This is a genomic window from Streptococcus pasteurianus (assembly GCF_004843545.1).
Lineage (GTDB): Bacteria > Bacillota > Bacilli > Lactobacillales > Streptococcaceae > Streptococcus > Streptococcus pasteurianus.
In genome coordinates this window covers 551,846-577,646 of record NZ_CP039457.1, presented here as the reverse complement: position 1 = coordinate 577,646, position 25,801 = coordinate 551,846, and the positions used below count along the sequence as shown (strand labels likewise).

Sequence of the window (25,801 nt, the reverse complement as noted above, 5' to 3'; positions counted from 1 at the left end):
CACCACAACGACAAGTCACATTTATTGAATACTGGATTAACAACTATTCCAAAAAAGTGCTTGATTATCACTCTCCTAGAGAGTTTTTACAAAATGGCTAATTTAGACTTGAAATTTGGTTTCACAACTTCTATCATTAGAATTTTCTGTAAAAGACTATTTTTCTTAGTCGTTTAAGGTTTCTTTAAGTCTTCTCTGATAAGATATGGATATCCTAAAACTTTTCTTTTTCATAATCTCAAAAAGATAGTCCTGATTCGTCGGGGCTGTTTTTGTTTTAACTCCTAAAAAGGTCTGAGCACGCAAGTTCAGACCTTTATTTATTTTTATCTTAGCATGAAGAACGACAAAAGAAGTTGAGCACTTTCTCAACTCCCTCTGTCTTTATTACATTTTTTCTTCTAGTTCAACATCTGGGTATTTATCCGCAAACCAGCGAAGCGCAAAGTCGTTTTCAAAAAGGAAAACAGGTTGGTCAAAGCGGTCTTTAGCCAAGATATTTCGACTTGATGACATGCGTTCATCAAGGTCTTCTGGTTTAATCCAACGAACAGTCTTTTTACCCATTGGTGTCATTACCACTTCGGCATTGTATTCATTTTCCATACGGTGTTTGAACACTTCAAACTGCAATTGACCAACAGCACCAAGCATGTATTCGCCAGTTTGATAATTTTTATAAAGTTGGATAGCTCCTTCTTGCACCAATTGTTCAATTCCTTTGTGGAATGATTTTTGTTTCATGACGTTTTTAGCAGCTACTTTCATGAACAACTCTGGTGTGAAGGTTGGTAACGGTTCAAATTCAAATTTATTTTTACCGACTGTCAACGTATCCCCAACTTGGTAAGTTCCTGTATCGTAAACCCCGATAATATCACCAGCAACGGCATTTTCAACATTCTCACGTGATTCTGCCATGAATTGTGTCACGTTTGACAATTTCACTGATTTTTTCGTACGTGCTAAATTCACGCTCATGCCACGTTCAAATTCACCTGAAACGATACGCACGAAAGCAATACGGTCACGGTGTCGTGGGTCCATATTTGCTTGGATTTTAAAGACAAATCCTGAAAAATCTTTATCGTAAGGGTCGATTTCATTGCCTTCTGTTGTTTTATGTCCATGGGGTTCTGGCGCAAATTGTAAGAAAGTATCTAGGAAAGTTTGCACCCCAAAGTTTGTAAGGGCAGAACCGAAGAATACTGGTGTTAAATCACCAGACAAGATAGCTTCTTCTGAAAATTCATTTCCTGCTTCTTCTAACAATTCAACATCTTCCAAAACTTGTTGGTAGAATGGGTTGTTAGCAAATAATTCATCACCATCTTCAAGTGCTGCAAAACGTTCATCGCCTTTGTAAAGTTCCAAACGTTTGTTGTACAAATCGTAAAGCCCTTCAAATGATTTTCCCATCCCAATTGGCCAATTCATTGGATAACTTGCAATACCAAGCACTTCTTCCAATTCTTCCAAAAGGTCAAGTGGTTCACGACCATCACGGTCAAGCTTGTTGATAAAAGTAAATACTGGAATATTACGGTGTTTAACAACTTCAAACAGCTTTTTCGTTTGTGCTTCAATACCTTTGGCAGAATCGACAACCATAACCGCAGCATCTACCGCCATAAGAGTACGGTAAGTATCTTCAGAGAAGTCCTCGTGCCCTGGTGTATCAAGTATATTGACACGTTTTCCAGCATAATCAAATTGCATTACTGATGAAGTAACGGAGATACCACGTTGCTTTTCAATATCCATCCAGTCAGATTTAGCAAAGTTCCCTGTCTTTTTCCCTTTTACGGTACCAGCTTCACGGATTTCTCCACCAAAATAAAGTAATTGTTCTGTAATTGTCGTTTTACCAGCATCTGGGTGACTGATGATAGCAAACGTACGACGTTTTTTAATGTCATCTTGAATTGTCATTTTATTTCCTTATTAATCTTAATTATCTTCTTTATATAAACGTATCACCTAATCTTTAGTGACTACATTGGTCCACTCCTTTTCTGCCATACAAAAAATAGAGTCATGGGACTCATAACTCTATTATTATAACGAAAAGTGGGCTCTATTTCAATATTTCCCCACGGTGTTCTCCTCAGAAACCGCAAAATAATTGATTAAGAGAATACTACACATACAAAGACTGCCACCATAGTGCTCCATGATATTGATAAAGAAAGTTATCAAAAAGAGCATCGTATGGAATAGTGTCAGTTTCTTCCCTCTCAACTGTGCAATGAGAAAAATTGGATACAGTAGAAATAGAAAAATTCCCTGACGTAATAATGAATCAATATAAAAACTATCATCGTACATCGGATGCCCATTTATTTCGGTAAAAGTTGGGATATTTCGTGGCAACCAATCAACACCGAAATGCTGCAAATACGTATGTCCGATATTCAATCTTCCTGAAAACAAATGATTCAATGTTGCATAAATGGTACTATCACCATTGTAGAAGTATGGAAGCCCTAGCCCCAAACCAAACATCACAATCACCAGTGGAATAATCACAGAACCGGAAACCTGATACTTTAGTAATAATGGTTTCAAAAAATAGCAAAGAATGATGACTCCTGCAATTAAAAATGTTGTCCTTGAGTCGGTAATCGCAAAAATCAACAAGGAAACAAGCAACATGACCAATCCTGCTCTAGCTTTACGTCTCTTTCTAACCAAGGAAAAATCAAACAACAAACCAACTAAATACATTCCCAAAGAATTTGGGTGCATAAAACCATAAGAATGCCTAATCAAATCTTTGTCAACTCGATACATGGTCATATCAGAAATAATATGACTATTGTAAGCAAAGAGCACTAAGATTGCTACAATCAGCTTAAAGTAGAAAATCGCTGTCATCAACCGCTCATCATCTTTATCAACACTCGCTGATAACAAAAACAAGGTAACCATGGACAAATCATCAACGTTTGTTTCCAGATAATTAGACATTGGCAATAAAATCAAGAAAGCTAGTGCAAAAATCCCTGCTAAAATCTTCTCTATTGACCAACCCGAACGCCAAAAACTCCATAAATACATGGCAAATCCACCAACAATGGCAAGACTTGACATCAATAAGAAAAATGGTAAAGGAAACGGATAACGTTTCAAGAACCAAGCTAGAAATAGCAAACAAAACTCAAGAAAATACAAGGATCGATAAAGAAACCTTGCAAATGACTCTTCAGTCCTAAATACTTCCTTTAACCTTAATCTCTCCACAGTAATCTATTTCTCCAGTGCTTCAACAATTTTAGCTAATTGCATTGAGTTGCTTCCCTTCAATAAAATTTGGTCAGCTGGTTGTAATACTTTTTGAATAGTTTCAAGCATGGCATCAAATTGATTCTCATCAGCTGTTTTCTTGAAATAATAAACTTTTCCAATTGGAAACATTTGACTAGCAAGTTGTGCCAATTCAGCAATGTCTTCCCCATAGAAAATGAGTGTATCTAATGTTTCAGGTGACAAGCTCATAATCATGCGTTTATGAAGCTCAACAGATTGCTCACCCAATTCTTTCATGTCAGCAAGCACAGCTATTTTTTTACCGCCCTCATTGGCAGGAATTTTAGAAAATGTCTCTAAAATCAAGCGCATTGCCGTTGGATTAGCATTGTAAACATCTGACAAAATATCAGCACCATTGGCTGCTTTTTTCCATTCCGTACGATTGCGTGTTAATTCAATTGTCTCAAGAGCCTCGACAATATCGTCATCAGAAATGGCTAATAATTTACCAACATAAGCTGCTACCATGGCATTAGTCGCATTGTATTTTCCAGGCACAGGTAGGGTAATTGGACGGTCAATCACATTTGTCGTAAAGGTCAACGATTCCTTACTTTCTTGCAAATCTTTCACAAAAATTTCTGCGCCGTCACCAAAACGAATAACCATTTGGCTTTCAGGTAAATAAGGATCCACGATTGTGTCAGCTGGCGCAATCAAAATGCCATCTGAATCCATGCCATCAACAATTTGCAATTTACCTTCTGCGATTTTCTCACGACTACCGAAAAATTCCAAATGAGCTTCACCAATCAAAGTCACCACACCGATATGTGGTTTTGCAAGTTCTGACAACAGATGAATGTCACCCATATGATCTTGCCCCATCTCAAGGACAATTTTCTCCGTATCATCTGGCATATGAAGTGCTGTATATGGCAAACCAATTTCGTTATTGTAGTTGCCTTGTGTTTTATAAGTCTTGTATTCTGTTGATAAAACCGCAGCAATCATATCTTTGGTTGTCGTTTTACCATTTGACCCTGTCACAGCAATGACATCAACACGCTGTTTCTCAAGATAATAGCTAGCTAGCGCTTGAAATGCCTCTAGGCAATCATCAACCCAGATGTATGGATGACCAGCTACTTCACGTTCTGAAAAAGTCGCAACAGCACCATTTTCAAAGGCAGTTTCAATAAAATCATGCCCATCACGCGCACCTTTTAATGGTAAAAATAAATCCCCTTTTTCAATCTTACGACTGTCAAATTCAATTTGTCGCAGGGGAACGTCATCAAACTCCGAAATAGTATTTTTAGCGCCAACAACCTTGGCGACTTCATGCAATGTTAATTTCATATTGAATCCTTCATTAAAAATCTAGTGTTAACGCCTTTTATTATACCACATTTTAGCAATCATGCAGGGATTTTTATGGTACAATTATAATTGCAAAGCTTGTTTTGCACAGAGTAGATGATTTGCGTTAAGTGTGTGTGAATGGGATGTTGTCACACAACGAAGCAATTTGCGCGGTGAATCATTGCATCCGCTGTTAAATTTTTTTAACAGCTCCAGTTTTATGTTTTAAAAGGAGCAGAAAATGAATTTATTTTTCAAAACACCCAAACTCACCCTTAAGCGTTTGGTTAGCTTGGCTATGCTAATCGCGCTTGCTTTCATCGTTGGGAAATTTTCAATTCCAGTCATTCCACAACAATTAGTTATCAGTTTGACGTTCATTGTCAACACGATTATCGGAATGATTGGCGGTCCTATTTGGGGCTTTATTAGCCTAGGTATTCTTGATGTGGTTGATACCTTATCATCAAGTAGCGCTGGTAATTTCATCATTTGGTGGACACTTATGGAAGCAATTCAGGGCTTTTTCTATGGTCTTTTCTTTTATAGTAAGCCACTAAGCTGGTCAAGCAAAAAAGACTGGCTACACGTAACAATCGCAACTGTGGTTATCATGCTGATTAGCACCTTTATCCTCACACCACTTCTGATTCAGATATACTTTGGCGTGCCATTCTGGGCACAATATCTGGCAGGACGTTGGTTAAAAGTCTTTGAAATTCCACTACGAATCATTATTACCATGCTTGTCATTCCGAGGTTACAAAAGATACCCGAATTACGCAAGCTTGCAAATCTATAACTAAAAAGCCTCAGAGAGTTATCCCATCTCTGAGGTTATTCATATCTAAAAAGCGCCCCAATTGTTAGATTTATCGTCTAACTTTTGGAGTGCAGCTTTTTTTAAATCAAATGGCTTTCGCGTTTTTCAAACATTTCTTTAGCTAATTCAACCAATTTTTCAATCAAATCAGAGTAAGCGAGTCCCATGTTTTCCCAAAGAAGTGGATACATTGACCATTGTGTGAAACCTGGCATTGTATTCAATTCATTAAGGTAAACATGACCGTCTTCTGTCAAGAAGAAATCACAACGTGACAAACCACATCCACCGATAGCACGGAAAGCTGTTGTTGCATAGCCACGCATTTCTTCCATAATGTTGCTATCGATATGCGCTGGAATATCCATAGTAATTTTATTGTCGATGTATTTAGCATCGTAATCATAGAAAGCAACGTCTTTAACCACTTCACCAGGTAATGTTGTTTGCACGTCAGCATTTCCTAAAATCCCAACTTCGATTTCACGCGCATTGACACCAGTTTCGATAAGAATACGGCTATCGTATTTAAGGGCGAGGTCAATAGCTGAGCGGAGCCCCTCTTCATCATCAGCTTTTGAAATTCCTACTGAAGACCCCATGTTGGCTGGTTTAATAAAGACTGGATAAGTCAATTTTTCATTTACTTCAGCAACAGCTTTTTCAAGGTCAGCCCCTTCAACATAAGTCACGTAAGCAACAAGTGGTACACCTGCAGACTCAAGAACGTGTTTTGTTGAAATTTTATCCATGGCAACACTTGATGACAAGATGTTAGTTCCAACGTAAGGCATTTTAAGAATTTCAAGGAAGCCTTGAATTGAACCGTCTTCTCCCATTGGTCCATGAAGAACAGGGAAAACAACTGCTCCTTCTTCATAAATATCACTTGGTTTAATTTTTTGACTTTCAACAACAGTAGCGTTAGTCATTAACTTTTCATCATCGGCTGGTTTGCTTGAAAATTCTTGTGTCTTAATAAAATCACCAGATTGTGTGATGAAGTAAGTTTTCACAAAGAATTTGTCATAATTAATCGCACGCATGACACTCTCAGCTGATAAAACAGATACTTCACGCTCCGCAGAACGTCCACCATAAAGTAAAACAAGCGTTTCTTTTGCCATAAACTTTAATTACCTGAACAGAAAAAAGATACCAAGTTAAGGTCACCTAATACATTTTTCAACAAGCCGAGCATGAACCAAAAAACAGCCCCAAACCCAACTCAAGTTCAATTCCTTTTCTATTACAATTTCCTACCTATCATACCACAAAAGAAGCTTCCTTTCAAACAAGTTTAAACATCAGATGATAGAAAAAGTGACAAGCAAAAAAGCAGCTTCATGCTGCTTCAGATTGAAGAAAAAGTCCATTTTGGATATTTTTCTTCAATCTTTTTTTCTTTTTGTTAAAAAATAAAAACCCTTAGGAACACCGTTATATCAGCATTTCTAAGAGTTTATTCAAATCGATAGATACACTCTAAATTTACAATATTTATACTGCTGAGAGGGTTTGTCTACGCTCTGAAGCAGCTTCATGCTGCTTTTCTTACATCCTACAATTCTGTTCGATTTTCTATGGCACGAAGTAGTGTGACTTCGTCGGCATACTCGATGTCTGAGCCAACAGCCAGTCCACGTGCTAAACGTGTTACCTTGATTCCTGCTGGTTTTAGGACACGTGAGATATACATAGATGTTGCTTCACCGTCTGCGGTTGCATTGGTCGCAATAATCACTTCATTGACCTCACTATCCATTAAACGTGTAATCAATGATTTCAAATTAATATCATCTGGTCCGACACCATTCATTGGTGAAATCAAGCCATGTAAGACATGGTACAAGCCATGATACTCTTGAATTTTTTCCATAGCAGATACGTCTTTTGAATCTTCAACCACTAAAATAACGGAATGGTCACGAGTTTGATCTGTACAGATATTACAAGGGTCTTCATCTGTTAAATTCCCACAAACAGAACAATAAGTCAATTCACGCTTAGCTGCCAATAAATTTTTGGCGAATTCATTCACATCTTCATCTGACATTCCAATCGTGTAGAAAGCCAAACGTGTTGCTGTTTTTATACCAATTCCTGGTAATTTTGTAAAACTATCAATCAGCTTTGCGATAGGTGTTGGATAAAGCAATTGTCATTCTCCTTTAACAAAGTGACGAGCCGACTACTTCCTCGGCCGACTCGCTTTCATTATCAATTATTGATTAACATAAGTTGACATGTACAAATTAATAATATCACGCGCAATGTATTGGTTTGTATGATTATCTGAACTTGTCAAATGCGGAACGATGACGGCAACAGCGATATGTGAATCATCACTTGTTGAATAGTCATAGGCAAGGACACTCAAGTTAACTGTCGTTACAGCATTACCGTTAGCATCAACAGCATAAGTTTCGGCTGTACCTGTTTTACCAGCGATAGTGACTGTTGAACTCTTCATATAAGTACCTGTTGCATAAGCACTACTACTATTTACCACTTGATAGAACCCTTGTTGCAAAAGGTCCATATCATCGTCTGAAATGTTGATTTGATTAAGCACATTTGTTTCAATCGTTTTACCTAAAGTTCCAATGCCATCTGTACCATCATTGTCATAGATACTATCAACCAAATGTGGTGCAATACGTTTCCCACCATTAGCAACTGTTGCTGCATATTGTGCCAACTGCATTGGTGTGTATGAGTCATACTGACCAAATGCTTCGGTTAGGACATTACCAGCAGAATAATCATCCGAAATGTAACCAGTAGTATTTTCTGGAAGGTCAATTCCTGTGCTTGTTCCCATTCCATATTCGGCATAGGCAGCACGCAATTCTTCCATCGCTTCTTTCATACCTGTGGTTGCTAGAGACATACCTGAATAGTATTCTTGTCCCATCATTTTAAGAGCAACTTGCACCATATAGGTATTTGATGAGTATTCAAGCGCTTGAACAGCTGTGATGTTTGTTGAACCGCTACCTGTAAACCATGATGTAATCGCTGAAGAACCAGCAATATTGATTGATTGGTCAGCGATAACTTGGTTCCCTGAAATAACATCTGATTCCCAACCAGCTGTCAACGTTGCTGCTTTCACAACTGACCCTGGAACAAAAATATCATTAATAGTACCAAGGGCATCAAGAGTAGTTGTTGATGAACCTGTTTCATGAGAGAGACCAGCCATTGCCAAAATGGCACCTGTCTGCGGATTCAAAGCAACTGCATAAGCTCCTTCTGAATAGGTTGCATAACCATCAGCAATATCAGCACTGTAATACTGATTTAAAATACTTTCAACACCAGCTTGGAAATCTGAATTGACTGTTAATTTTAGATTTTGGCCTGCTTTTCCTTCGCTTGTCACTTCATCTGAAACCACATTACCATTTTTATCAGTTGTAATTTCACGAACGGTATGCGTTCCTTGAAGGTATTCTTCGTATTCTTTTTCAAGATAAGACGTTCCAACACGGTCGTTCAAAGAATAGCCTTTTGCCAAGTAATCGTCCGCTTCTTCTGCTGGTAGACCAGAGTGTTTCGATGAAACCGTACCAATGATTGAAGCAAGAGAGCTTGTTGGCGTTTCACGGTCCCAGTCGGTTGCGATTGAAATTCCTGATAATTTAGACTGATTAGCTGTGATATAGGCAATCTGTTCTTCCGTTAAGTCGCCAGTCGTCAAATTAACCGTGCTAAATGTTGAAGCAGCATTCATTTGACTAAAGATATAAACCAATTTTAGTTCATCTTCAGAGTAGTTAATTTCATCATCAGTTACCGCATTAATCGCATTTGCGTAAATTTCTGATTCGGTCAAATTATTACCGTAACTATCATATTTTTCATCATCAGGCAAGCTCTTGACCACTGCTGCATAAGTATCTGAGTCCGCCAAATAATAATCTTTTTTCTGACGCGTCGTAACATTTGTCTCTGTAAAAGTCACTAGAGTTGATAATTTTGCCGCCAATTCTTTCATTTCTTCAGCTGTAATCGTATTACTACGAGTAAAAGCAACTACTTGCTTGACAGTATTAGAAACTAATAAATTACCTGCAGCATCATAAATTTCCCCACGAGGGTTTGATGTTGTTACCGTATAAGTTGTTGACGAATTTAATTTCTCATCATAAAACGATTTATTCAAAATTTGCATTTGAGCCAATCTCAAAATGATAATTGAAAAAAGGACTACGATGACTGAAAAAATCAAATAAATACGTTTCGTCATACTAGTTGGCTTTTTATCAATTTTGAACTTACGTACTTTTTTTTCGGTTGTTTTTTTGGCAAATTTTAGCTTGCTCAATCTCTTCTTAAATGACATTCTTTCCTCACAATTAAAAGCTCTGAGTTCTATTTTATCACAATTTGCTTAAAACAGAGTGACACAACCTGTAAAACTTTGATCTTTTTTATTTTGAAAATTCCCCCACCATAAAACTCTTGAAAATAAAAAAAGGGAGTGGAACAAATAAAATTTCCAGTGGAGATTTTAGTCATAAGTCTAGAATAGGCGAATCGGTAATTTCGAAAAAATTCGATTTCTCAGCAAAACTTAATTTCTTGTTGCTGACCTAAAACAGACCGTTTTTGACACTTACTTCGTAAGTTTTATTTCCCGATTATCAAGGTTCCCCGAACCTTGATAACTCACTACCGCATGGCTCGAAAGATTTGGGCAATCTTTCGAGGTGGGAGATAGAGTCAAGTGAAGATTGACATCAAAAAAGGGTTGTAAAAGCTGATTTATCAGCATGTTAGAACCCACTCAACAGCGATTGATTGCTCAAACAATTGAAAATTGTTTGAGATTGGAAATCTAGCTTGCAAAGCAAGCGCCAAAAAGTACCTAATCAATTGTGCATGGGAAACTCTAAGTTGACTAAAGTGGGTAATCGCTGTTTAAATATTTCTTGATAGCGACCTTCAACAATCTATCCCCAGATTGTTGAAATCCAAACTACTGCGTCTTGTAAGTTAAAGAAGCTGGGCACTTTGTCCCAACCTCTTAATTTTCTTTTGAAGTAACTGAAAAATCAACACCAACTTTGTCTCGTAGGAATTTCCAAAGGTAGTAAGCAATGTAAAAGTCAATACAACCATGGACAAGAGAACCAAAGCCAATCAGCCCAACTAGTGACCAAACATAAGCTGCACCAGTTTGTACCCCTGCAGTCAAAACTAAAACAACGATGAATTCTGCCAAGCCATGCAAGAAATTCAAGAACAAAGCCAAAAGAAATGTTGATAAAGGTTTCTCAAGCAAACTTGGACGTTTTTGAATCAAGATAGCTCCCACAACAGCAAATAACAAATGAGAAACAGCACGCAAAACGATAACAATCGGAAAACCCGCCAATAAGAAACCTAAGCTTGTTCCTAAAGCAACTAAAACCGCAACTTGCGGTGAAATAAACATTGCCATAAAAACGGGTACGTGACTTGCTAGTGTAAACGAAGCAGGTCCAATAACCACTTTAACTGGCATAACCATTGGAATCAGAATCCCAAACGCAACCAAAATGGCTGTAAAAGCAAGAGATTTTGTCTGATTTCGTCTCATAATAACTCCTTTGTGATATCTATCAAAACCTTGATTTACCAACCAAGGCACTATCAGCTTCTTAAATGTTATCGATAAAAAAAGCCTATTGACATTATTTAGACTAATTTCCCCAAGAACAACCATCCTAGAGCCACTAATTAGTCTTGCCTATTATAAATAAAAAAAGCACAGGTGTCAAGACACCTGTAACTGTTTAGTTAGACTTCAAAAGTAAGCCTTTATCTAATAACATTTCCTTGATATCTTCAAAATCATCTTTTGAATGACAAGAAAGCGTATGTGTGTGAATCCCATGTGTTAGCGAAGATAAAAGTGTCGCATTAGAATGTTCAACCTTATCCATAAAATTGGCAATATCTTCGTCGCTTCTTATATCGAGCGGCGCTGTTAACATACCATAAACAGGATGTTCAACTTCAACATCAACCACAATTCCACCATTAGCAACTATGCTGTCCAATTCTTCTTTGGTTCTTTCAGGACCATGTTGACAAGCAATTTTCCCGACAAATTGGTGCGAATAAAGCGCTTGTGACATCACATAACCTTTAGGTGTCGAAATCACGTCATGATTAGCTGCTCTCAACAGAGCAACATCACCAACAATAATTTGGCGACTAACACCAAGCCTGCTAGCTAAAGAACTGGCTGAAATGGGAACTTGCGTTTGGCTCAAAATATCGATAATTTTTTGACGACGTTCTGCTGCTTTCATAAAAGCCCCCTTCAAATATAATCCTTACTATTAATCATACCATAAATTTTCAAAAAAACGTCCACTAGATACTCACACAATAAAATTTAGCATTTTTTCAAAAAATGATTAAATTGTGAAAGGAAAAACATCTCAAAGCACACAAGGAGTGTTTAGTTCGTGTCACTAACTTTTTCTGTGCTATGCTATAATAAAGCTATAAAAAATTTATCTTGTTATAAGCAAGTCAGCCATTCTGCGGGAGAATAAAATGGAGATTTTAAAAGAAATTAATATTACAAAAGACAAAAAATGAGCCACTTGGCTAAATATCATATCCCTTCCTACTTTTTTCCTATTTTTTATCTTTTTTACTTACTTGGTTTAAAGATTCAACACCCTACCATTGAAAATGTTACCTACACTATTCATTTGGGAAAATTATTTCTTTTTGTACTAGCGATACTTGCTGTTGTCATCATTCATGAACTTATCCATGCTTTCTTTTTCAAACTCTTTAAACCTAAAAGTAAAGTCAAATTTGGAATCAATTGGAAATTAGGAGCGGCATATGCTACCTGTCCAAAAGTGACTTATGACAGATGGCAAATGATAGTCATTAGCTTAGCACCTTTTATCATTTGGTCTCTAACGCTGACTATCCTCTTTGGTATGAATTTATTATCTTTTCCTGCCTATATCGGAATTGTCAGCCTACATGCAACAGGATGTATCGGTGATTTCTACTATGTCTATCTCCTTGGCATTAAATATGCCAGAAAGAAAATTTTAGCAGAAGACACAGCAGTAGGACTAATCATATATAGTAAAAATTAAGCTAAATTTAGCAAATGAATTTTGACACTATTCTTTTAGAATAGTGTTTTTTAGCACTTAACATAAAATGCTCATTATGACTAAGAAAATTTGTCAAACAAAAAGCGGAAGTGCCCCACCTCCTACCGCAGACACAAAGTCTGTTTCAAGGGGAGTTAGACCACCTCTGCTTCACTTATATTGTACATCAATCTTTTTAGTTTTATTATAAGTAATATAAAAAGCACTCTAGGGGATAGCCTAGAATGCTTTGATATCAAGGGTTTTAGCCCTTATAATCTACTATCAGATTATTTACCAAGGTAGTATTCGTTTGTCACGTTTAATTTTTCATCGAATTCGAATACAAGCGGTGGGAAGTTAGGGATTTCAACATCCATAATTTCGTCATCTGACAATTGTTTGATATGTTTTACAAGAGCGCGGATTGAATTACCGTGTGCACCTACAAAGACGTTTTTACCGTCTTTAAGAGCTGGAGCGATTTTATCTTCCCAGAATGGAAGAGCACGTTCCAAAGTAACTTTCAAGTTTTCAGCATCTGGAATTACTGTATCGTCAAGGTTAGCGTAACGACGGTCAGTATGTGCTGAGTACTCGTCATCTTTAGCCATAGCTGGTGGCAATACATCGTATGAACGACGCCAGATATGAACTTGTTCGTCACCCCATTTTTCAGCAGCTTCAGCTTTGTTTTGACCAGTTAAACCACCGTAGTGACGTTCGTTCAAGCGCCATGATTTTTCAACTGGTACCCAAAGTTGGTCAGCTGCTTCAAGAGCAAGGTTAGTTGTTTTGATAGCACGTTTAAGAACTGAAGTGTAAGCAAGGTCAAACTCAATACCAGCTTCTTTGATTAATTTACCAGCATCGATCGCCTGTTGTGTACCTTTTTCTGACAAATCAACGTCAGCCCAACCTGTGAAAAGGTTAGCTTTGTTCCATTCTGACTCACCGTGGCGAGCAAAAACCAATTTTACCATTAGATAAAGTCTCCTTTAAAGTAATACAAAGGCTATTAACGCACAGCGAAAAATAGGTGTTAGCATATCAGTCCGGCGACTTAATAAGTTAGACTATTTTTGGCTCAGCATTCTAGCCATATTAATTATTACGACCAAATAAAGTCGCTTACCCTTACTATTCTACCCAAAAAGCTATAAAAAAGCTAGTAAAATTACTAATTTTCTCTAAAAGACTCAATGCCCGCTGGTCATTTTTAACCCGATAATCCCAATGACAACCAAAATCAAAAAAAGGTAGGCAAGCGGTGATAATTGGTCTTTCAGAAAGACAATTCCAACAACTACTGTTCCGATTGCACCAATCCCTGTCCAAATCGGATAAGCAAGACTCATCGGAAGTTCCTTTAACGCACGCGCTAAAAAGACAAAGCTTAAAACCATTCCAAGAATGGTTACCATTGAGTAGCCAAGCCTGCTAAAATTCTCACTTAATTTCATACTCGTTGCCCAAACAACCTCCAATATTCCTGCGAAAATCAAATAAATCCACGTCATTTTGCTCTCCTTTTCTTGGTAAAATAAAAAACGGCAACAACACCATTTCTTTATCCAAAAGGATATCCCTACGAAACGATGTTATCGCCATTCCCCACTTTCCGGGGAAAGTGGTAGCTTTCTATATGATTGATGCTATTATAAATCAAATTATTTTTTATGTCAACGTCATGGTACGCATGGCATTCAAGGTTGCGAGAATCGTTACTCCCACATCTGCAAAAATTGCTAGCCACATATTCGCCATTCCAAGGCTCGCTAGTAATAAAACTAGAACTTTGATACCAATTGAGAATATGATGTTTTCATGAGCAATACGAATTGTCTTGCGAGCAATCTTAATCGCTTTGGCAATCTTTGACAATTGGTCGTTCATGACAACCACATCTGCCGCTTCAATGGCAACATCACTTCCTAGACCACCCATGGCAATTCCAACATCAGCTCTGGCTAAAACTGGTGCATCGTTGATACCGTCACCGACAAAGCCAACTGTGGTACGTGGTGATTTTTTAGCAAGATATTTTTCAAGTTCATCAACCTTATCTGTTGGCAATAGCTCCGCTTGATAGTCTGTGATGCCCAGCTCATCAGCGATTTTTTCAGCAACTTCACGACGGTCTCCTGTCAACATCACCAGATGTTTAACGCCAGCTTGTTTGAATTGTTCCAAGGCTTCCTTGGTGTCTGACTTGATGCAATCAGAAATCACAATGTGCCCTGCGTACGCTCCGTCAATAGCAACATGAACGATTGTTCCAACTTTGCTACAAGCCTTCCATTTTGCCCCTAGGCTATCCATGAATTTAGTATTTCCGACAGCAACACTATGTCCATTAATAATAGCGCTGACGCCATATCCTGACTTTTCTGTCACGTCTGTAATGGAACAAGCATCTGCTTCTTTTTCATAAGCTTCGCGAAGCGATTGGGCAATTGGGTGAGTTGAAAAACGTTCCACATGACTGGCTAAATGTAACAACTGCTCATCCGTAATATCATTGGGATGAAGTGCCGTTACTTCAAAAACACCTTCTGTCAATGTCCCAGTTTTATCAAAAAGCAAACTCTCAAGCGAAGCTAGACTTTCCAAATAATTAGACCCTTTAACCAATACACCTGCTTTTGAACAAGCTCCCAATCCTCCAAAAAAGCTCAAAGGAATTGAAATCACAAGCGCACACGGACACGAAATCACAAGGAAAGTCAATGCACGGCTAAACCATTCTGGAAAATTCCCAGCAAAATCACCAGAAACGAGAGGTGGAAAAACAGCCAAAATCACCGCTGCAATCACCACAGTTGGCGTATAAACAGCCGCAAATTTTGTCATGAAATGCTCACTTTTTGACTTGTTAGCAGCAGAATTTTCCAGTAAATCCAGAATCTTGCTTAACGTTGAATCCTTTACAGAATGCAAAACTTTAACACGAATAACCCCTGTCATGTTAATCATTCCTGAAAGCACTTGGTCACCAACTTGAACCGTTTGTGGTAAGCTTTCACCTGTCAAAGCTGCTGTATCAACAGAAGATTCACCAGTAATCAAAATACCGTCTATGGCCACTTTTTCTCCAGGATGGATAGAAATGACTTGCCCTTCTTGCACTTCTTGTGGGTCAATATCAACTACCTCATCGCCTTTTTCTAAGTGAACAAGGTCTGGGCGTAAATTTAACAATTCAGCAATTGATTTTTCGCTGCTACCTTCTGCAATATGTTCAAATAATTCACCAACTTGGTAAAATATCATGACAAAAACAGCTTCCGCAAACTCAGATTCATTTGTTATAAAGCTCAAGACAAATGCCCCTAACGTTGCTATCGTCATCAAAAAGTGTTCGCTGAAAACTTTTCCTTTACTGATTTTCAGCACCGCTTTTCTTAAAACATCATACCCAGCAATAAGATATGGTATAGCGTAAAGTGTAGCCTGTACTGGTAAAGATGGTTGTGTTGCCTTTACCACTCCAAAAACTAGCAAAAATCCTAAAGTCGCTAGTAAAATCCGTCTAAGGGATTTTTTGTTTTTTTCTGACATTGTCAGTCCTCCTCATAATGCTCCACGACAGAATCTAAAACCTGACTGATATGCTTATCAGCCAAAGCATAAATCTGATTTTTTCCTTCACGTCGTACAGATACAATTTTCAGATTTTTCAACAAGGTCAATTGGTGTGAAATAGCTGATGGGCTCATTTGCAAAATAGCTGCCAGCTCACTAGATTTTAACTCACCTTGGCTTAAGCACCAAATGATTTGTAAACGTGTCCCATTTCCCAAAGCCTTGAAAAAATCTGAAACATTTTCCAATAGCTCTCCCTCAAGCAACTGTTGTGTTTGGCTATCTTCTATCATCTAAAATTACTCCAATATCAATTTATAAAACACTTGAACAATTGCTCAATTGTTTTATGATTAAAATATAGCACTTTTACCACTTTTTTTCAAGGAAATACTGGATTTTTTCAAAAATAAGAAATTTGTGCTACAATTTTTGTATATACAAATTTTTGGGAGGTAGTAATGAAAGCTTTTGCACTTACAGATAGCTCACAACGAGCAATTTCTGATTTAGCAATAATAGATATTCCAAAACCTAAGATTTCAGCGAACGACGTTCTCGTCAAAGTGACCGCTGTCGGACTTAACCCTGTTGATTTCAAAGTTATCGAAAACGGCGTCGATACTTGGACATTTCCACATATCGTTGGTATGGATGTTGTCGGAGAAATCGTTGAGCTTGGTGAGCATGTCACTCAATTTCAAATCGGTGACCGTGTGGCTGGGCATGGCAATTTAACCAAACAAGGTTGCCTAGCTGAATTTGCCAGCGTCCCTGCTTACCAATTAACCAAAATTCCTGACAACATTTCTCATACTGACGCTGCTGCACTACTCTGTAATGGATTGACCGCTTATCAGGCACTATTTCGTAAAGCAACACTCGCTAACAAGAAAACAATTCTCATTCATGCAGGAAGTGGCGGTGTTGGGAGCATTGCCATTCAATTAGCCAAAATGGTTGGCTTGACAGTTTATACCACAGCTTCAACTGCTAAGTTTGATTTTGTCAAATCGCTCGGTGCAGATGTCGTAATTGATTACAAGACAGAAAATGTTAGTAGGCGAATTGCCGAGCTCACTGACGGACTTGGCGTTGACATAATTATCAATACCATTGGTAAAGACGAATCAACCCAAGATTTGAAGCGACTAGCCTATAACGGCAGTCTGATTGCAATTGTCTCACCACCACTCATTGACAATCCAAGTGACTTATTTAGCCGAGCCTTAAGTATTGACGTCTTAAATCTTGGCGGCGCTCATTTATCACACAATCCTCAGCAAGCCCAAGACCTTGCAACAATGACCGAAGAACTCTTTGCACTTGTTCAAGAGCAAAAAGTAAAAGCCCTTGTTAGCCAAACATTCCCATTTGAAGAAACAAAAGAGGCTTTACAACTGATAAAAGACCAAAAAATTACAGGAAAACTGGTCGTTGATATGATTTTAAACCACAAACGTTCGGAAACAACTTGCTTTATTTCTAACTAAATAGTAAAATAAAGATGGCTTAGAATTGTCTTTCTAGCCACTAACACTATTCTTGGAGGATTTTATGGTTTCTACAGTAACAAAAATTGGTGCTTTCGATTTTGACAACTGTTTCATGAATGCCGCTGGCGTTTATTGCATGACTCGTGAAGAATTGGCAGAAATTGATGCCTCTGCAGCTGGTTCTTTCGTTACAAAGACAGGAACATTGACAGCACGCACTGGTAATCCTGAACCACGTTACGCAGACACTAGCCTTGGTTCAATTAACTCAATGGGCTTACCAAATAACGGTTTTCAATATTATCTTGACTACGTTACAGAGCTCCAAAATACGCCAAATAGCAAACATCATTTCTTATCACTTGTTGGCATGTCAGAAGAAGAAACACATACCATTCTTAAAGTCGTCCAAGATTCTGACTACCAAGGATTGGTGGAATTAAACCTTTCTTGTCCAAACGTTCCAGGTAAACCTCAAATCGCCTATGATTTTGAAACAACGGAAACACTCTTAAGAGATATTTTTACCTATTTCACTAAGCCACTTGGTGTGAAATTGCCACCTTACTTCGACATCGCTCATTTTGACCGAGCAGCTGCGATTTTCAATCAATTTCCACTTACTTTTGTGAATTGTATCAATTCTATCGGAAATGGTTTGATTATCGAAGACGAAACCGTGCTTATCAAACCTAAAAATGGCTTTGGCGGTATTGGTGGCGACTATGTCAAACCTACGGCGCTTGCTAATGTCCACGCTTTTTACCAACGCCTTAACCCATCTATCCAAATCATCGGAACAGGCGGTGTCAAAACAGGGCGTGATGCTTTCGAACACATCTTGTGTGGCGCTAGCATGGTTCAACTAGGGACAATTTTACACCAAGAAGGTCCAGAAGTCTTTGAGCGTATTACGAATGAACTAAAAGCCATTATGGAAGAAAAAGGCTATGAAAACCTTGAAGATTTCCGTGGCAAATTAAAATATATTGATTAAATATCACAAAAGCATCTGAGACAATATCCCAGATGCTTTCTTCTTTCTATTATTTTTCACCTCAGAAAGATATAAGTTTTGATGATAAGTTATTTCCTATTTAGTCATTACGCATTAAATTCAAAATTGGTTTTTTGACAAGAAATAATATCACACCAATACCAATACAGATTAAACCTAGAATACCGAAGAATGCTACTTCGGTTTCTTTATTGAAAGATGGTGTAATCAAGGCGTTTACTGCTTGTGATGTTGAGTCTGATAAGAACCAAAGAGCAACCATTTGTGATTGGAAAGCAAGCGGTGCAAGGCGAGTTGAAACAGATAGACCTACTGGAGAAATCAACAATTCACCAGACATTTGAACTGCAAACATCACTACCAACCACATGAAGCTCACGCGACCATGGGTACCATATAGGATACCCGGCACAGCCATAATAAGGTATGAAATCCCAGTCAACAATAGACCCAATCCAAATTTTGAAACTGCAGATGGTTGACGGTCCCCCATTTTGTTCCAAAGCCATACAAACGCAGGTGTCAATATCACGATAAATAACGGATTAAGCAATTGATACCAAGAAGGGTCAATATGAATAGTGACACCAAAAATAGTTGGATTTAGATTTGAACGTGTTTCACCCCAAACTGCAATAACTGTTGAGCTTTGTTCTTCGACTAGCCAAAAAACAATCGAAGATAGGAACAATGGAAGATAGGCTAATAATTGTTTACGTTCAGTACTTGATACTTTATTTGATGTAAACATTGTCGCAAAGTAAATAAATGGAATAACAATACCTGCCCATGAAAGAACATTAATAACATTATTAACAAAGTTTGCTGGATTTAAACGATAAACGAAGAATCCAGCAGCAAGGATAATGACTAAAGCAACACCCAACTTCACTAATAAGCCTCGTTTTTCTTCTTGACTTAATGGGTTAGACGGTTTATTTCCCAATTCTGGGAATTGTTTCATACGTCCAAACCAATAAACAAACAGAGCAACAATCATTCCGATTGCAGCAAGTGAGAAACCTAGGTGATAATTGATACTCTCACCAACTGTCCCTACTACAATAGGAGCAAGCAATGAACCAATGTTAATTCCAACGACAAATATGTTAAATCCCGTATCACGACGTGGGTCATCTGCTGCATACAAGTGACCTACCATGTTTGAAATATTGGATTTTAACATCCCTGTTCCCAGAATAATCAAAAAAAGCGAAATAAAAAGTGAGGTTAAACCAAACGGAGTAGCTAGGACAATATGTCCTAGAGTGATAAGAATACCACCGATAAAAATTGTTTGAGAAGCTCCGAGAATACGGTCTGCAAACCATCCACCGATAATTCCTGAAAGATATACAAGTGCCCCGTAAATACTAACGATAGCCATTGCTTGGGTTTTAGGAAGTCCTAAACCTGCATTAGGCGCGGTAACAGATGCATACAAATAATAAATCAAAATGGCACGCATGCCATAGTACGAGAATCTTTCCCAAAGTTCTGTTTGGAATAATGTAAACAAAGCTTTAGGTTGTCCAAAAAATGTTTTTTCTATTTTTTTATCCATACGCTCTATTATATAAGGAATTTTAGACTTTATCAAGTTAGTTTTTCTGACATCATTTATCACTAATTTCCTAAAAAGCTCATAATATCAAGCATCCTATATTCTAAATTCTCACCAAAAAATTTTGTTATGTTTTTAATAATCAAAAAATAGCTATTAAATCATGTTAGCTTTTAACTTTTTCATCAGCAATGTCTAACATTCAATGTATTTTGTATTACGAAAGAAAAACTCTTCTCTAACACTCCTATTATATTCTTGAATTTTAATTTTCGGATGCTCATGATAAAAACTCCCATAAAATTAACCTAACATCTTAATTATGAACGAGTAAAAAAGTGCCCAATGGACACCACTCACTTTTCTATTTCTAGACAAGTAAAAAAAACATCCAACGGACAACTACCAGAATGTAGGCAAAACCTACTTTTTAATAAAGTAAGTTATAAAGAATTATTGTCTTTGTTCAATCTTAGGATTATTTGCGAGCAAAGCGAGCAGCAAAACGATACTTACCGCCGTGGTGAAAGTGACTGCAACATCAATAAAACCAGCCACCCGTAAGTTTTGAGGGAGTGGTACAGAATCCCAATATTCATAGTTCGTTGTACCACCCCCGCACAGTTGACTAGGTTTGTCGCAATTTTGCGAAGCAAAATGAGAACTGCCAGTCAACCACTGCGACTCTTAGGAATTCCTTGGATTCCTTCGACAGTCCACTGGACTGTCGAACCTGCCGACGGCACCACCTAAGGAAAGTATCAAAAAAAGACTTTCTTATCACCAATTGTCCCAGAAATCATCATCTTCCTTTTGTTGAGTTTCTTCTGTCTTCTCTGTCTTTCCTTGTTCAATAACCTTGCCGTTTTCATCTACTTTAGGTTTTATCACAAAGCTATAAGCGATAAACATGATAACTTTCAAAATTGAAAAAACACCTAAAAAAATGACAACGATTAAAAGGGATTTATTCATAGCACACTCTCTTCTGATTTTTCTCTGTTGATTTTGATAGCTAATAAACTAACTTTCATAGCTTAATTATACCACAAACCATCCAACAAGTTTCTAAAGCTATTTGTTCCCAGAATATCCATAACACAATAAAAAGCCCATCAATCAGGCTACGAAGCGTAATATGATGAACTTTTAAATGTAAATTATTTTACAGCATCTTTAAGTGCTTTACCAGCTTTGAACGCAGGTACTTTTGAAGCTGCAATTTCAATTTCTTCACCAGTTTGTGGGTTACGACCTTTACGAGCTGCGCGTTCGCGAACTTCAAAGTTACCAAAACCGATTAATTGAACTTTTTCGCCTTCAGAAAGGAAGCTTTCGATTGCTGAGAATACTGCATCTACAGCTACTGCTGAATCTTTTTTAGTAAGCTCAGTTGCTTCTGCAACTTTAGCGATTAAATCTTGTTTGTTAGCCATTTAACAAATCCTCCAATTAATTTCTAAGCGTTAACACTTTAACACGTTCTATGATACCCAAAAATAGCTTTTAGGTCAAGTATTAAACGTCTTTTAGTCGTTTTTCTTATAAATATCAAAATTGAATTGATTACCTACAAGATCAATAGTAGTGGCCTTCAAATAAAGGTCTGCACCATTTTTTAGATTTTGAATATTAATATTGATCGCTGACTCGTTCGGTAAAACTTTAACAAAACTTGGCAATTTATAGCTTGATTTAATATATTTTAAAACCTCTGATTCAGGCAAGGAAAGTGTACCAACTGAAAATGATGTAATTTTAAGCTGAACCGCACCAGAATCAAGACGGCTAGGTTGAAAATAAATATAAAGTGGCACTTTAGAGCCTAAAAGGGTATATGTCCCTTCAAACATAATCGCTGATGATGTAGCATAGACGGTATAAGACATTTGGTCTGTCTGATAATCCTCCAGATAAGCAGCAACAGTGTCGTTTAATTGCTCACGATTTGTTGAAAAAGTCCCAACTTTAACGCTATCCGTTTTTTTAGAACTACCGCTCTCAACCGCTGGTTCTCTCACTTGAATCAAACGACTAGCAACAACGCCCACAAACGCAATATTTATAGCCAAAATGAGAAGAAATCCCCATTTCCACCAATTAATCTTCTTTCCATTCTTCTTTAGTTTCACTGATTTTCTCCATTGTTACATCTGACATGATTTGGTAACCAATATTATTTGGGTGAAAATGGTCACCGCTAAAAAGGACATCATTAATCACGGTTGTCTGGTCACCAGAAGTTGAAACAATCCCTTCTTCACCATTAATTCCCTTATATAAGTCATCGTTGATAGGTACAAAATAGACATTGGCATACTCTTCGGTGACACTTTCAGTAGCGTTATTCCAATTATCGACGATTTCTTGCATTTCCGTCATATCAGGGAAATTGAGGTAGAATGGATTGTAAATGCCCAAAATATAAATTGGCAAATCTTCATTCTCTGCACGCGCTAATTCAATAATCTGACGCAAGCGTTTTTGATAAGATTTGGCAGGTTTGGTAAAAGTAGAAACAGACAAACTCGTTAAATTCTTTCGAATAACTGCCATGACATCATTTCCACCAACGGTTAGGGTCATCATATCTGCCTTAACCAATGATTTTTGAATGTCTGTCTTTTCTTGCATCCGCTGCAAAATTTGCTTGCTGGTATTTCCAGAAACACCGTAATTACTATCAGTAACTTGATAGTCATAAGTATCTGTTAAACTTTGCGCCAGCAAAGGAACAAAACCACCTTGGTTAGTAGTGTCACCGACTCCTTCCGTCAACGAATCACCAATCGCCACATAATGAAACGGTGTCGCTTCTTGTGCCAAAAAATCTTTCTTTGTTAGCTCTGTATCAGATTTTGGAATCAGCACACTAAAAATGACAATAAACAGAAGAAGGCTTGCTAAAAAGAAAGCAAACCCAGTTAAAATATTCTTTTTCTTACTCATAACGTACCATTACCGCAAAGGCATTTTCACCAGTGTGTGTTTGGATAATTGAACCTGTTTCAAGAACAGCAATCGGAGCTCCTAACACTTGTAACTTTTCCTTAAATCCATTTGCCATATCAGCCGTACCACAGTAAGAAATACCAATTTCTGCTACTTTTTTACCTTTAGCGTATTCAATAAAATTGTCTAGCCACTTATTGAATGTTTTAAGGCCACGTCCTTTAATAATCGGATTTAATTCACAATCAACCATTTCCATAACAACTTTAATGTTAAGGAGTGAGCTAATAAGACCAGTTACACGTCCGATACGTCCACCTTTTACCAAATTTTCAAGCGTTGATACACCAATAAAAAGTTCAGATTTTTGACGAACCTCTTCAATTTTAGCAATAACTTCTTCTAAACTACCACCTTCCTGAGCCAATTTTGCAGCTTGAACTACTTGGAATTTTTGACATTGGTCTGTAAAGGTTGAGTCAATAACAGTAACATCAGCACCTGCTAAATTAGCCCCTTGACGCGCTGCTTCAACTGTCCCTGAAAGCGTGTGTGTGATATGAATGGAAACAACATGATCAGCACCATTTTTCATCAAGTTTTCATAAACTTCTGCAAAAACGCCTACTGGTGGCTGACTTGTTTTTGGCAATTCCTTACTGTTTCGCATCATGTTAAGGAATTTTCCTTCTTCTTTCAAATCACTATCTGAATACACGACACCATCAATCATGACCGATAGTGGGATAACGGTAATATCATATTTTTCAACCAATTCAGGTTCAATAGTTAAAGAGGAATCCGTAACAATTTTAATTTTACTCATTTTCTATCCTATCATACTTTCGATACTTGTATCTAAATTTTATTCTAACATTAATTATACCAAATTTTTAAAACTTAGGGGACATTTTATCAGAGAAAGTCTAATTGCGCAAAAAAGAAGCCTTGCAGCTTCACTTTTTACTTCTTCAATAGTTCGCGAGCTTGTTCGCGTGCCATTTCAGTAATATCGCTACCAGCAAGCATTTTAGCGATTTCTTCTACTCGTTCTTCTTCGGTCAACAAGCGAACCGTTGAAACAGTCGTATTTTCATCACTGCGTTTTTCGATAAAGAACTGATAATCAGCAATGGCAATCACTTGTGGTAAATGAGATATTGCCAAGACTTGTCCGTTACTTCCGATTTTATAGATTTTTTGGGCAATAGCTTGCGCAACGCGACCAGATACACCAGTATCCACTTCGTCAAAGACGATACTTGTTTTGTCCTCTTTACGTGAAAATGCTGATTTGATAGCCAACATTAAACGAGAAATTTCACCACCAGACGCAACCTTAACGAGTGGTTTAAAGCCTTCACCAGGGTTCGTTGAAATGTAAAATTCAACAGTTTCATTTCCATCACGGTTGAATTTTCCTTTGGTGAATTGGACTTGAAAATCAGCCTTTTCCATGTACAAATCAGCCAACTCTTGCTTGATTTCAGCTTCCAAATTTTTAGCCAAGGCATGGCGTTCTTGACTGAGTTCTTCAGCAGCAACAATCAATTCTTTTTCCAAGCGTTTAAGGGCTTTTTCCATGTCATCAGATGACTCATCATTTCCAGTCAAAAGATTGTATTCCTTGGTGATATTATCATAATACTCTAAAACATCATCAACACTACCGCCATATTTGCGTGTAATGCTATAAATCACCTCTAGGCGCGCTTCGATTTGTTGCAAGCTTCCCGCATCAAAATCAAGGTCATCAATGACATCACCTAGGTGTTTCGTGACTTCTTCTAGGATATAATAAGCCTCTGAAACGTTAGCTGACATTTCTTTATAGTCAGCATCAAATTCTTCGAGCGTCATCAAATCATTCATGGCTGAACGAATGTTAGATAGACTTGAAAATTCTTCGTCATCAAGCATGACATAAGCATTGGTCAACGTATCTGCAATGTTTTTATGATTAAGCAATTTATCACGTTTTTGATTGAGTACCTGGTCCTCACCAGATTTCAAGGCTGCCGCTTCAATCTCTGCTATCTGAAATTCTAACATTTCAATACGCGCTTTATGCTCTTGTTCATTTTTTTGCTTGGTCACGACACGCTTACGCAATTGACGATAACTTTCAAAAAGCTCTTGGTAATGTTTTTTGACATCAGCAAACTGTTCATTACCAAATTCATCCAACATCCGAATGTGCATATTGGGCTTCATCAACTCTTCTTGGTCATGTTGTCCATGAATATCAACCAGATACTGCCCAACTGCACGTAACGTTGTCAGATTCACCATTTGTCCGTTGATACGACCGATAGAACGACCATTTTGCAGAATGTCACGGCGAATAATCAATTCTTCTGTCACATCAATGCCATTTTCTTCCAAAATCTGTGTGAGCGCAGGATTTTCACCAACCGAAAAAAGCCCTTCAATTTCAGCCTTGTTAGCCCCATGACGAATAACGTCAAGACTAGCCCGCGCCCCCAACATGAGGTTCATGGCATCAATAATAATCGACTTCCCCGCTCCAGTTTCCCCTGTCAAAACCGTCATACCATTTTCAAAAGTAAGCGAGATTTCTTCGATAATGGCAAAATTTTTAATGGAAATTTCTAAAAGCAT

The 25,801-nt window shown here is 37.6% G+C and carries 23 protein-coding genes and 1 riboswitch; of the genes, 4 read left to right on the top strand and 19 right to left on the bottom strand.

The genetic code is table 11. From position 1 onward, the window contains the following. Nucleotides 1–387: 387 nt before the first annotated feature. From E8M05_RS03205 to E8M05_RS03195, 3 genes are all read right to left on the bottom strand, one after another. The gene (locus E8M05_RS03205; protein WP_003063805.1) at nt 388–1,932 is read right to left on the bottom strand and encodes a peptide chain release factor 3; all 1,545 of its coding nucleotides are present in this window, start codon (nt 1,930–1,932) and stop codon (nt 388–390) included. Between the two features lie 150 nt (nt 1,933–2,082). Continuing rightward, nucleotides 2,083–3,153, bottom strand: a complete 1,071-nt coding sequence (locus E8M05_RS03200) for a polymerase (RefSeq protein WP_230321730.1) — start codon at nt 3,151–3,153, stop codon at nt 2,083–2,085. Nucleotides 3,154–3,249: 96 nt separating this feature from the next. Next, a complete protein-coding gene (locus tag E8M05_RS03195; RefSeq protein ID WP_048791492.1) occupies nt 3,250–4,614 on the bottom strand; it encodes a UDP-N-acetylmuramoyl-tripeptide--D-alanyl-D-alanine ligase in 1,365 nt (454 codons plus the stop codon). Between the two features lie 107 nt (nt 4,615–4,721). Then, a riboswitch (THF riboswitch) is annotated at nt 4,722–4,812 on the top strand. A 46-nt stretch (nt 4,813–4,858) separates the two neighbouring features. Here E8M05_RS03195 and E8M05_RS03190 point away from each other — a divergent pair. After that, nucleotides 4,859–5,419 carry a folate family ECF transporter S component gene (locus E8M05_RS03190; RefSeq protein ID WP_013851594.1) on the top strand — a complete coding sequence of 187 codons (561 nt, stop codon included), beginning with the start codon at nt 4,859–4,861 and terminating at the stop codon, nt 5,417–5,419. A 101-nt stretch (nt 5,420–5,520) separates the two neighbouring features. On the opposite strand, the gene E8M05_RS03185 is transcribed toward E8M05_RS03190, so the two are convergent. The 5 genes from E8M05_RS03185 to E8M05_RS03165 form a co-directional block, all read right to left on the bottom strand. After that, nucleotides 5,521–6,567 carry a D-alanine--D-alanine ligase gene (locus E8M05_RS03185; RefSeq protein WP_003063795.1) on the bottom strand — a complete coding sequence of 349 codons (1,047 nt, stop codon included), beginning with the start codon at nt 6,565–6,567 and terminating at the stop codon, nt 5,521–5,523. Nucleotides 6,568–7,001: 434 nt separating this feature from the next. Next, nucleotides 7,002–7,598 carry a recombination mediator RecR gene (recR, locus tag E8M05_RS03180; protein WP_003063793.1) on the bottom strand — a complete coding sequence of 199 codons (597 nt, stop codon included), beginning with the start codon at nt 7,596–7,598 and terminating at the stop codon, nt 7,002–7,004. Between the two features lie 66 nt (nt 7,599–7,664). After that, complete coding sequence (gene pbp2b / locus E8M05_RS03175) at nt 7,665–9,791, bottom strand: penicillin-binding protein PBP2B (RefSeq protein ID WP_048791212.1); 2,127 nt, start codon at nt 9,789–9,791, stop codon at nt 7,665–7,667. A 684-nt stretch (nt 9,792–10,475) separates the two neighbouring features. After that, nucleotides 10,476–11,030, bottom strand: coding sequence for a hypothetical protein (locus E8M05_RS03170; RefSeq protein ID WP_048791211.1), 555 nt, complete (start codon nt 11,028–11,030; stop codon nt 10,476–10,478). A gap of 196 nt (nt 11,031–11,226) precedes the next feature. After that, nucleotides 11,227–11,748 (bottom strand): transcription repressor NadR, encoded by a 522-nt coding sequence (locus E8M05_RS03165; RefSeq protein ID WP_048791210.1) that lies wholly within the window; start codon nt 11,746–11,748, stop codon nt 11,227–11,229. 411 nt (nt 11,749–12,159) lie between these two features. Between E8M05_RS03165 and E8M05_RS03160 the strand changes: the two genes are divergently transcribed. Further along, the gene (locus E8M05_RS03160) at nt 12,160–12,564 is read left to right on the top strand and encodes a DUF3267 domain-containing protein (RefSeq protein WP_003063787.1); all 405 of its coding nucleotides are present in this window, start codon (nt 12,160–12,162) and stop codon (nt 12,562–12,564) included. A gap of 290 nt (nt 12,565–12,854) precedes the next feature. Here E8M05_RS03160 and E8M05_RS03155 read toward each other — a convergent pair whose 3' ends face one another. From E8M05_RS03155 to E8M05_RS03140, 4 genes are all read right to left on the bottom strand, one after another. Further along, nucleotides 12,855–13,547, bottom strand: coding sequence for a phosphoglycerate mutase (locus E8M05_RS03155; RefSeq protein ID WP_003063785.1), 693 nt, complete (start codon nt 13,545–13,547; stop codon nt 12,855–12,857). 216 nt (nt 13,548–13,763) lie between these two features. Further along, entirely contained in the window at nt 13,764–14,084 is a 321-nt protein-coding gene (locus E8M05_RS03150; RefSeq protein WP_003063783.1) for a DMT family transporter, read from the bottom strand. 157 nt (nt 14,085–14,241) lie between these two features. After that, nucleotides 14,242–16,125 carry a heavy metal translocating P-type ATPase gene (locus tag E8M05_RS03145; RefSeq protein ID WP_048791209.1) on the bottom strand — a complete coding sequence of 628 codons (1,884 nt, stop codon included), beginning with the start codon at nt 16,123–16,125 and terminating at the stop codon, nt 14,242–14,244. Between the two features lie 2 nt (nt 16,126–16,127). Further along, a complete protein-coding gene (locus E8M05_RS03140) occupies nt 16,128–16,442 on the bottom strand; it encodes an ArsR/SmtB family transcription factor (RefSeq protein ID WP_003063779.1) in 315 nt (104 codons plus the stop codon). A gap of 168 nt (nt 16,443–16,610) precedes the next feature. Here E8M05_RS03140 and E8M05_RS03135 point away from each other — a divergent pair, with 168 nt between their 5' ends. Continuing rightward, complete coding sequence (locus tag E8M05_RS03135) at nt 16,611–17,642, top strand: zinc-binding dehydrogenase (protein WP_048791208.1); 1,032 nt, start codon at nt 16,611–16,613, stop codon at nt 17,640–17,642. A 64-nt stretch (nt 17,643–17,706) separates the two neighbouring features. Beyond that, nucleotides 17,707–18,642: a dihydroorotate oxidase gene (locus E8M05_RS03130; RefSeq protein WP_003063775.1), complete on the top strand. Its 936-nt coding sequence runs from the start codon at nt 17,707–17,709 to the stop codon at nt 18,640–18,642. A 100-nt stretch (nt 18,643–18,742) separates the two neighbouring features. On the opposite strand, the gene E8M05_RS03125 is transcribed toward E8M05_RS03130, so the two are convergent. The 7 genes from E8M05_RS03125 to recN all read right to left on the bottom strand — a co-directional run bounded on the left by E8M05_RS03125 (nt 18,743) and on the right by recN (nt 25,801). Beyond that, nucleotides 18,743–20,227: a peptide MFS transporter gene (locus E8M05_RS03125; protein WP_013851581.1), complete on the bottom strand. Its 1,485-nt coding sequence runs from the start codon at nt 20,225–20,227 to the stop codon at nt 18,743–18,745. A 780-nt stretch (nt 20,228–21,007) separates the two neighbouring features. Continuing rightward, a complete protein-coding gene (locus tag E8M05_RS03115) occupies nt 21,008–21,202 on the bottom strand; it encodes a hypothetical protein (RefSeq protein WP_003063769.1) in 195 nt (64 codons plus the stop codon). 185 nt (nt 21,203–21,387) lie between these two features. Further along, entirely contained in the window at nt 21,388–21,663 is a 276-nt protein-coding gene (locus E8M05_RS03110; protein WP_003063767.1) for an HU family DNA-binding protein, read from the bottom strand. 93 nt (nt 21,664–21,756) lie between these two features. After that, nucleotides 21,757–22,359: a YpmS family protein gene (locus E8M05_RS03105; RefSeq protein WP_003063750.1), complete on the bottom strand. Its 603-nt coding sequence runs from the start codon at nt 22,357–22,359 to the stop codon at nt 21,757–21,759. Further along, on the bottom strand, nt 22,328–23,176 hold the full coding sequence (locus E8M05_RS03100) for an SGNH/GDSL hydrolase family protein (protein ID WP_003063748.1): 849 nt from the start codon (nt 23,174–23,176) through the stop codon (nt 22,328–22,330). Before E8M05_RS03100 ends, E8M05_RS03105 begins: the two co-directional genes overlap by 32 nt. Then, nucleotides 23,169–24,005, bottom strand: a complete 837-nt coding sequence (locus E8M05_RS03095; RefSeq protein WP_003063746.1) for a DegV family protein — start codon at nt 24,003–24,005, stop codon at nt 23,169–23,171. Before E8M05_RS03095 ends, E8M05_RS03100 begins: the two co-directional genes overlap by 8 nt. Nucleotides 24,006–24,142: 137 nt before the next feature. Next, entirely contained in the window at nt 24,143–25,801 is a 1,659-nt protein-coding gene (gene recN / locus E8M05_RS03090; RefSeq protein ID WP_003063744.1) for a DNA repair protein RecN, read from the bottom strand.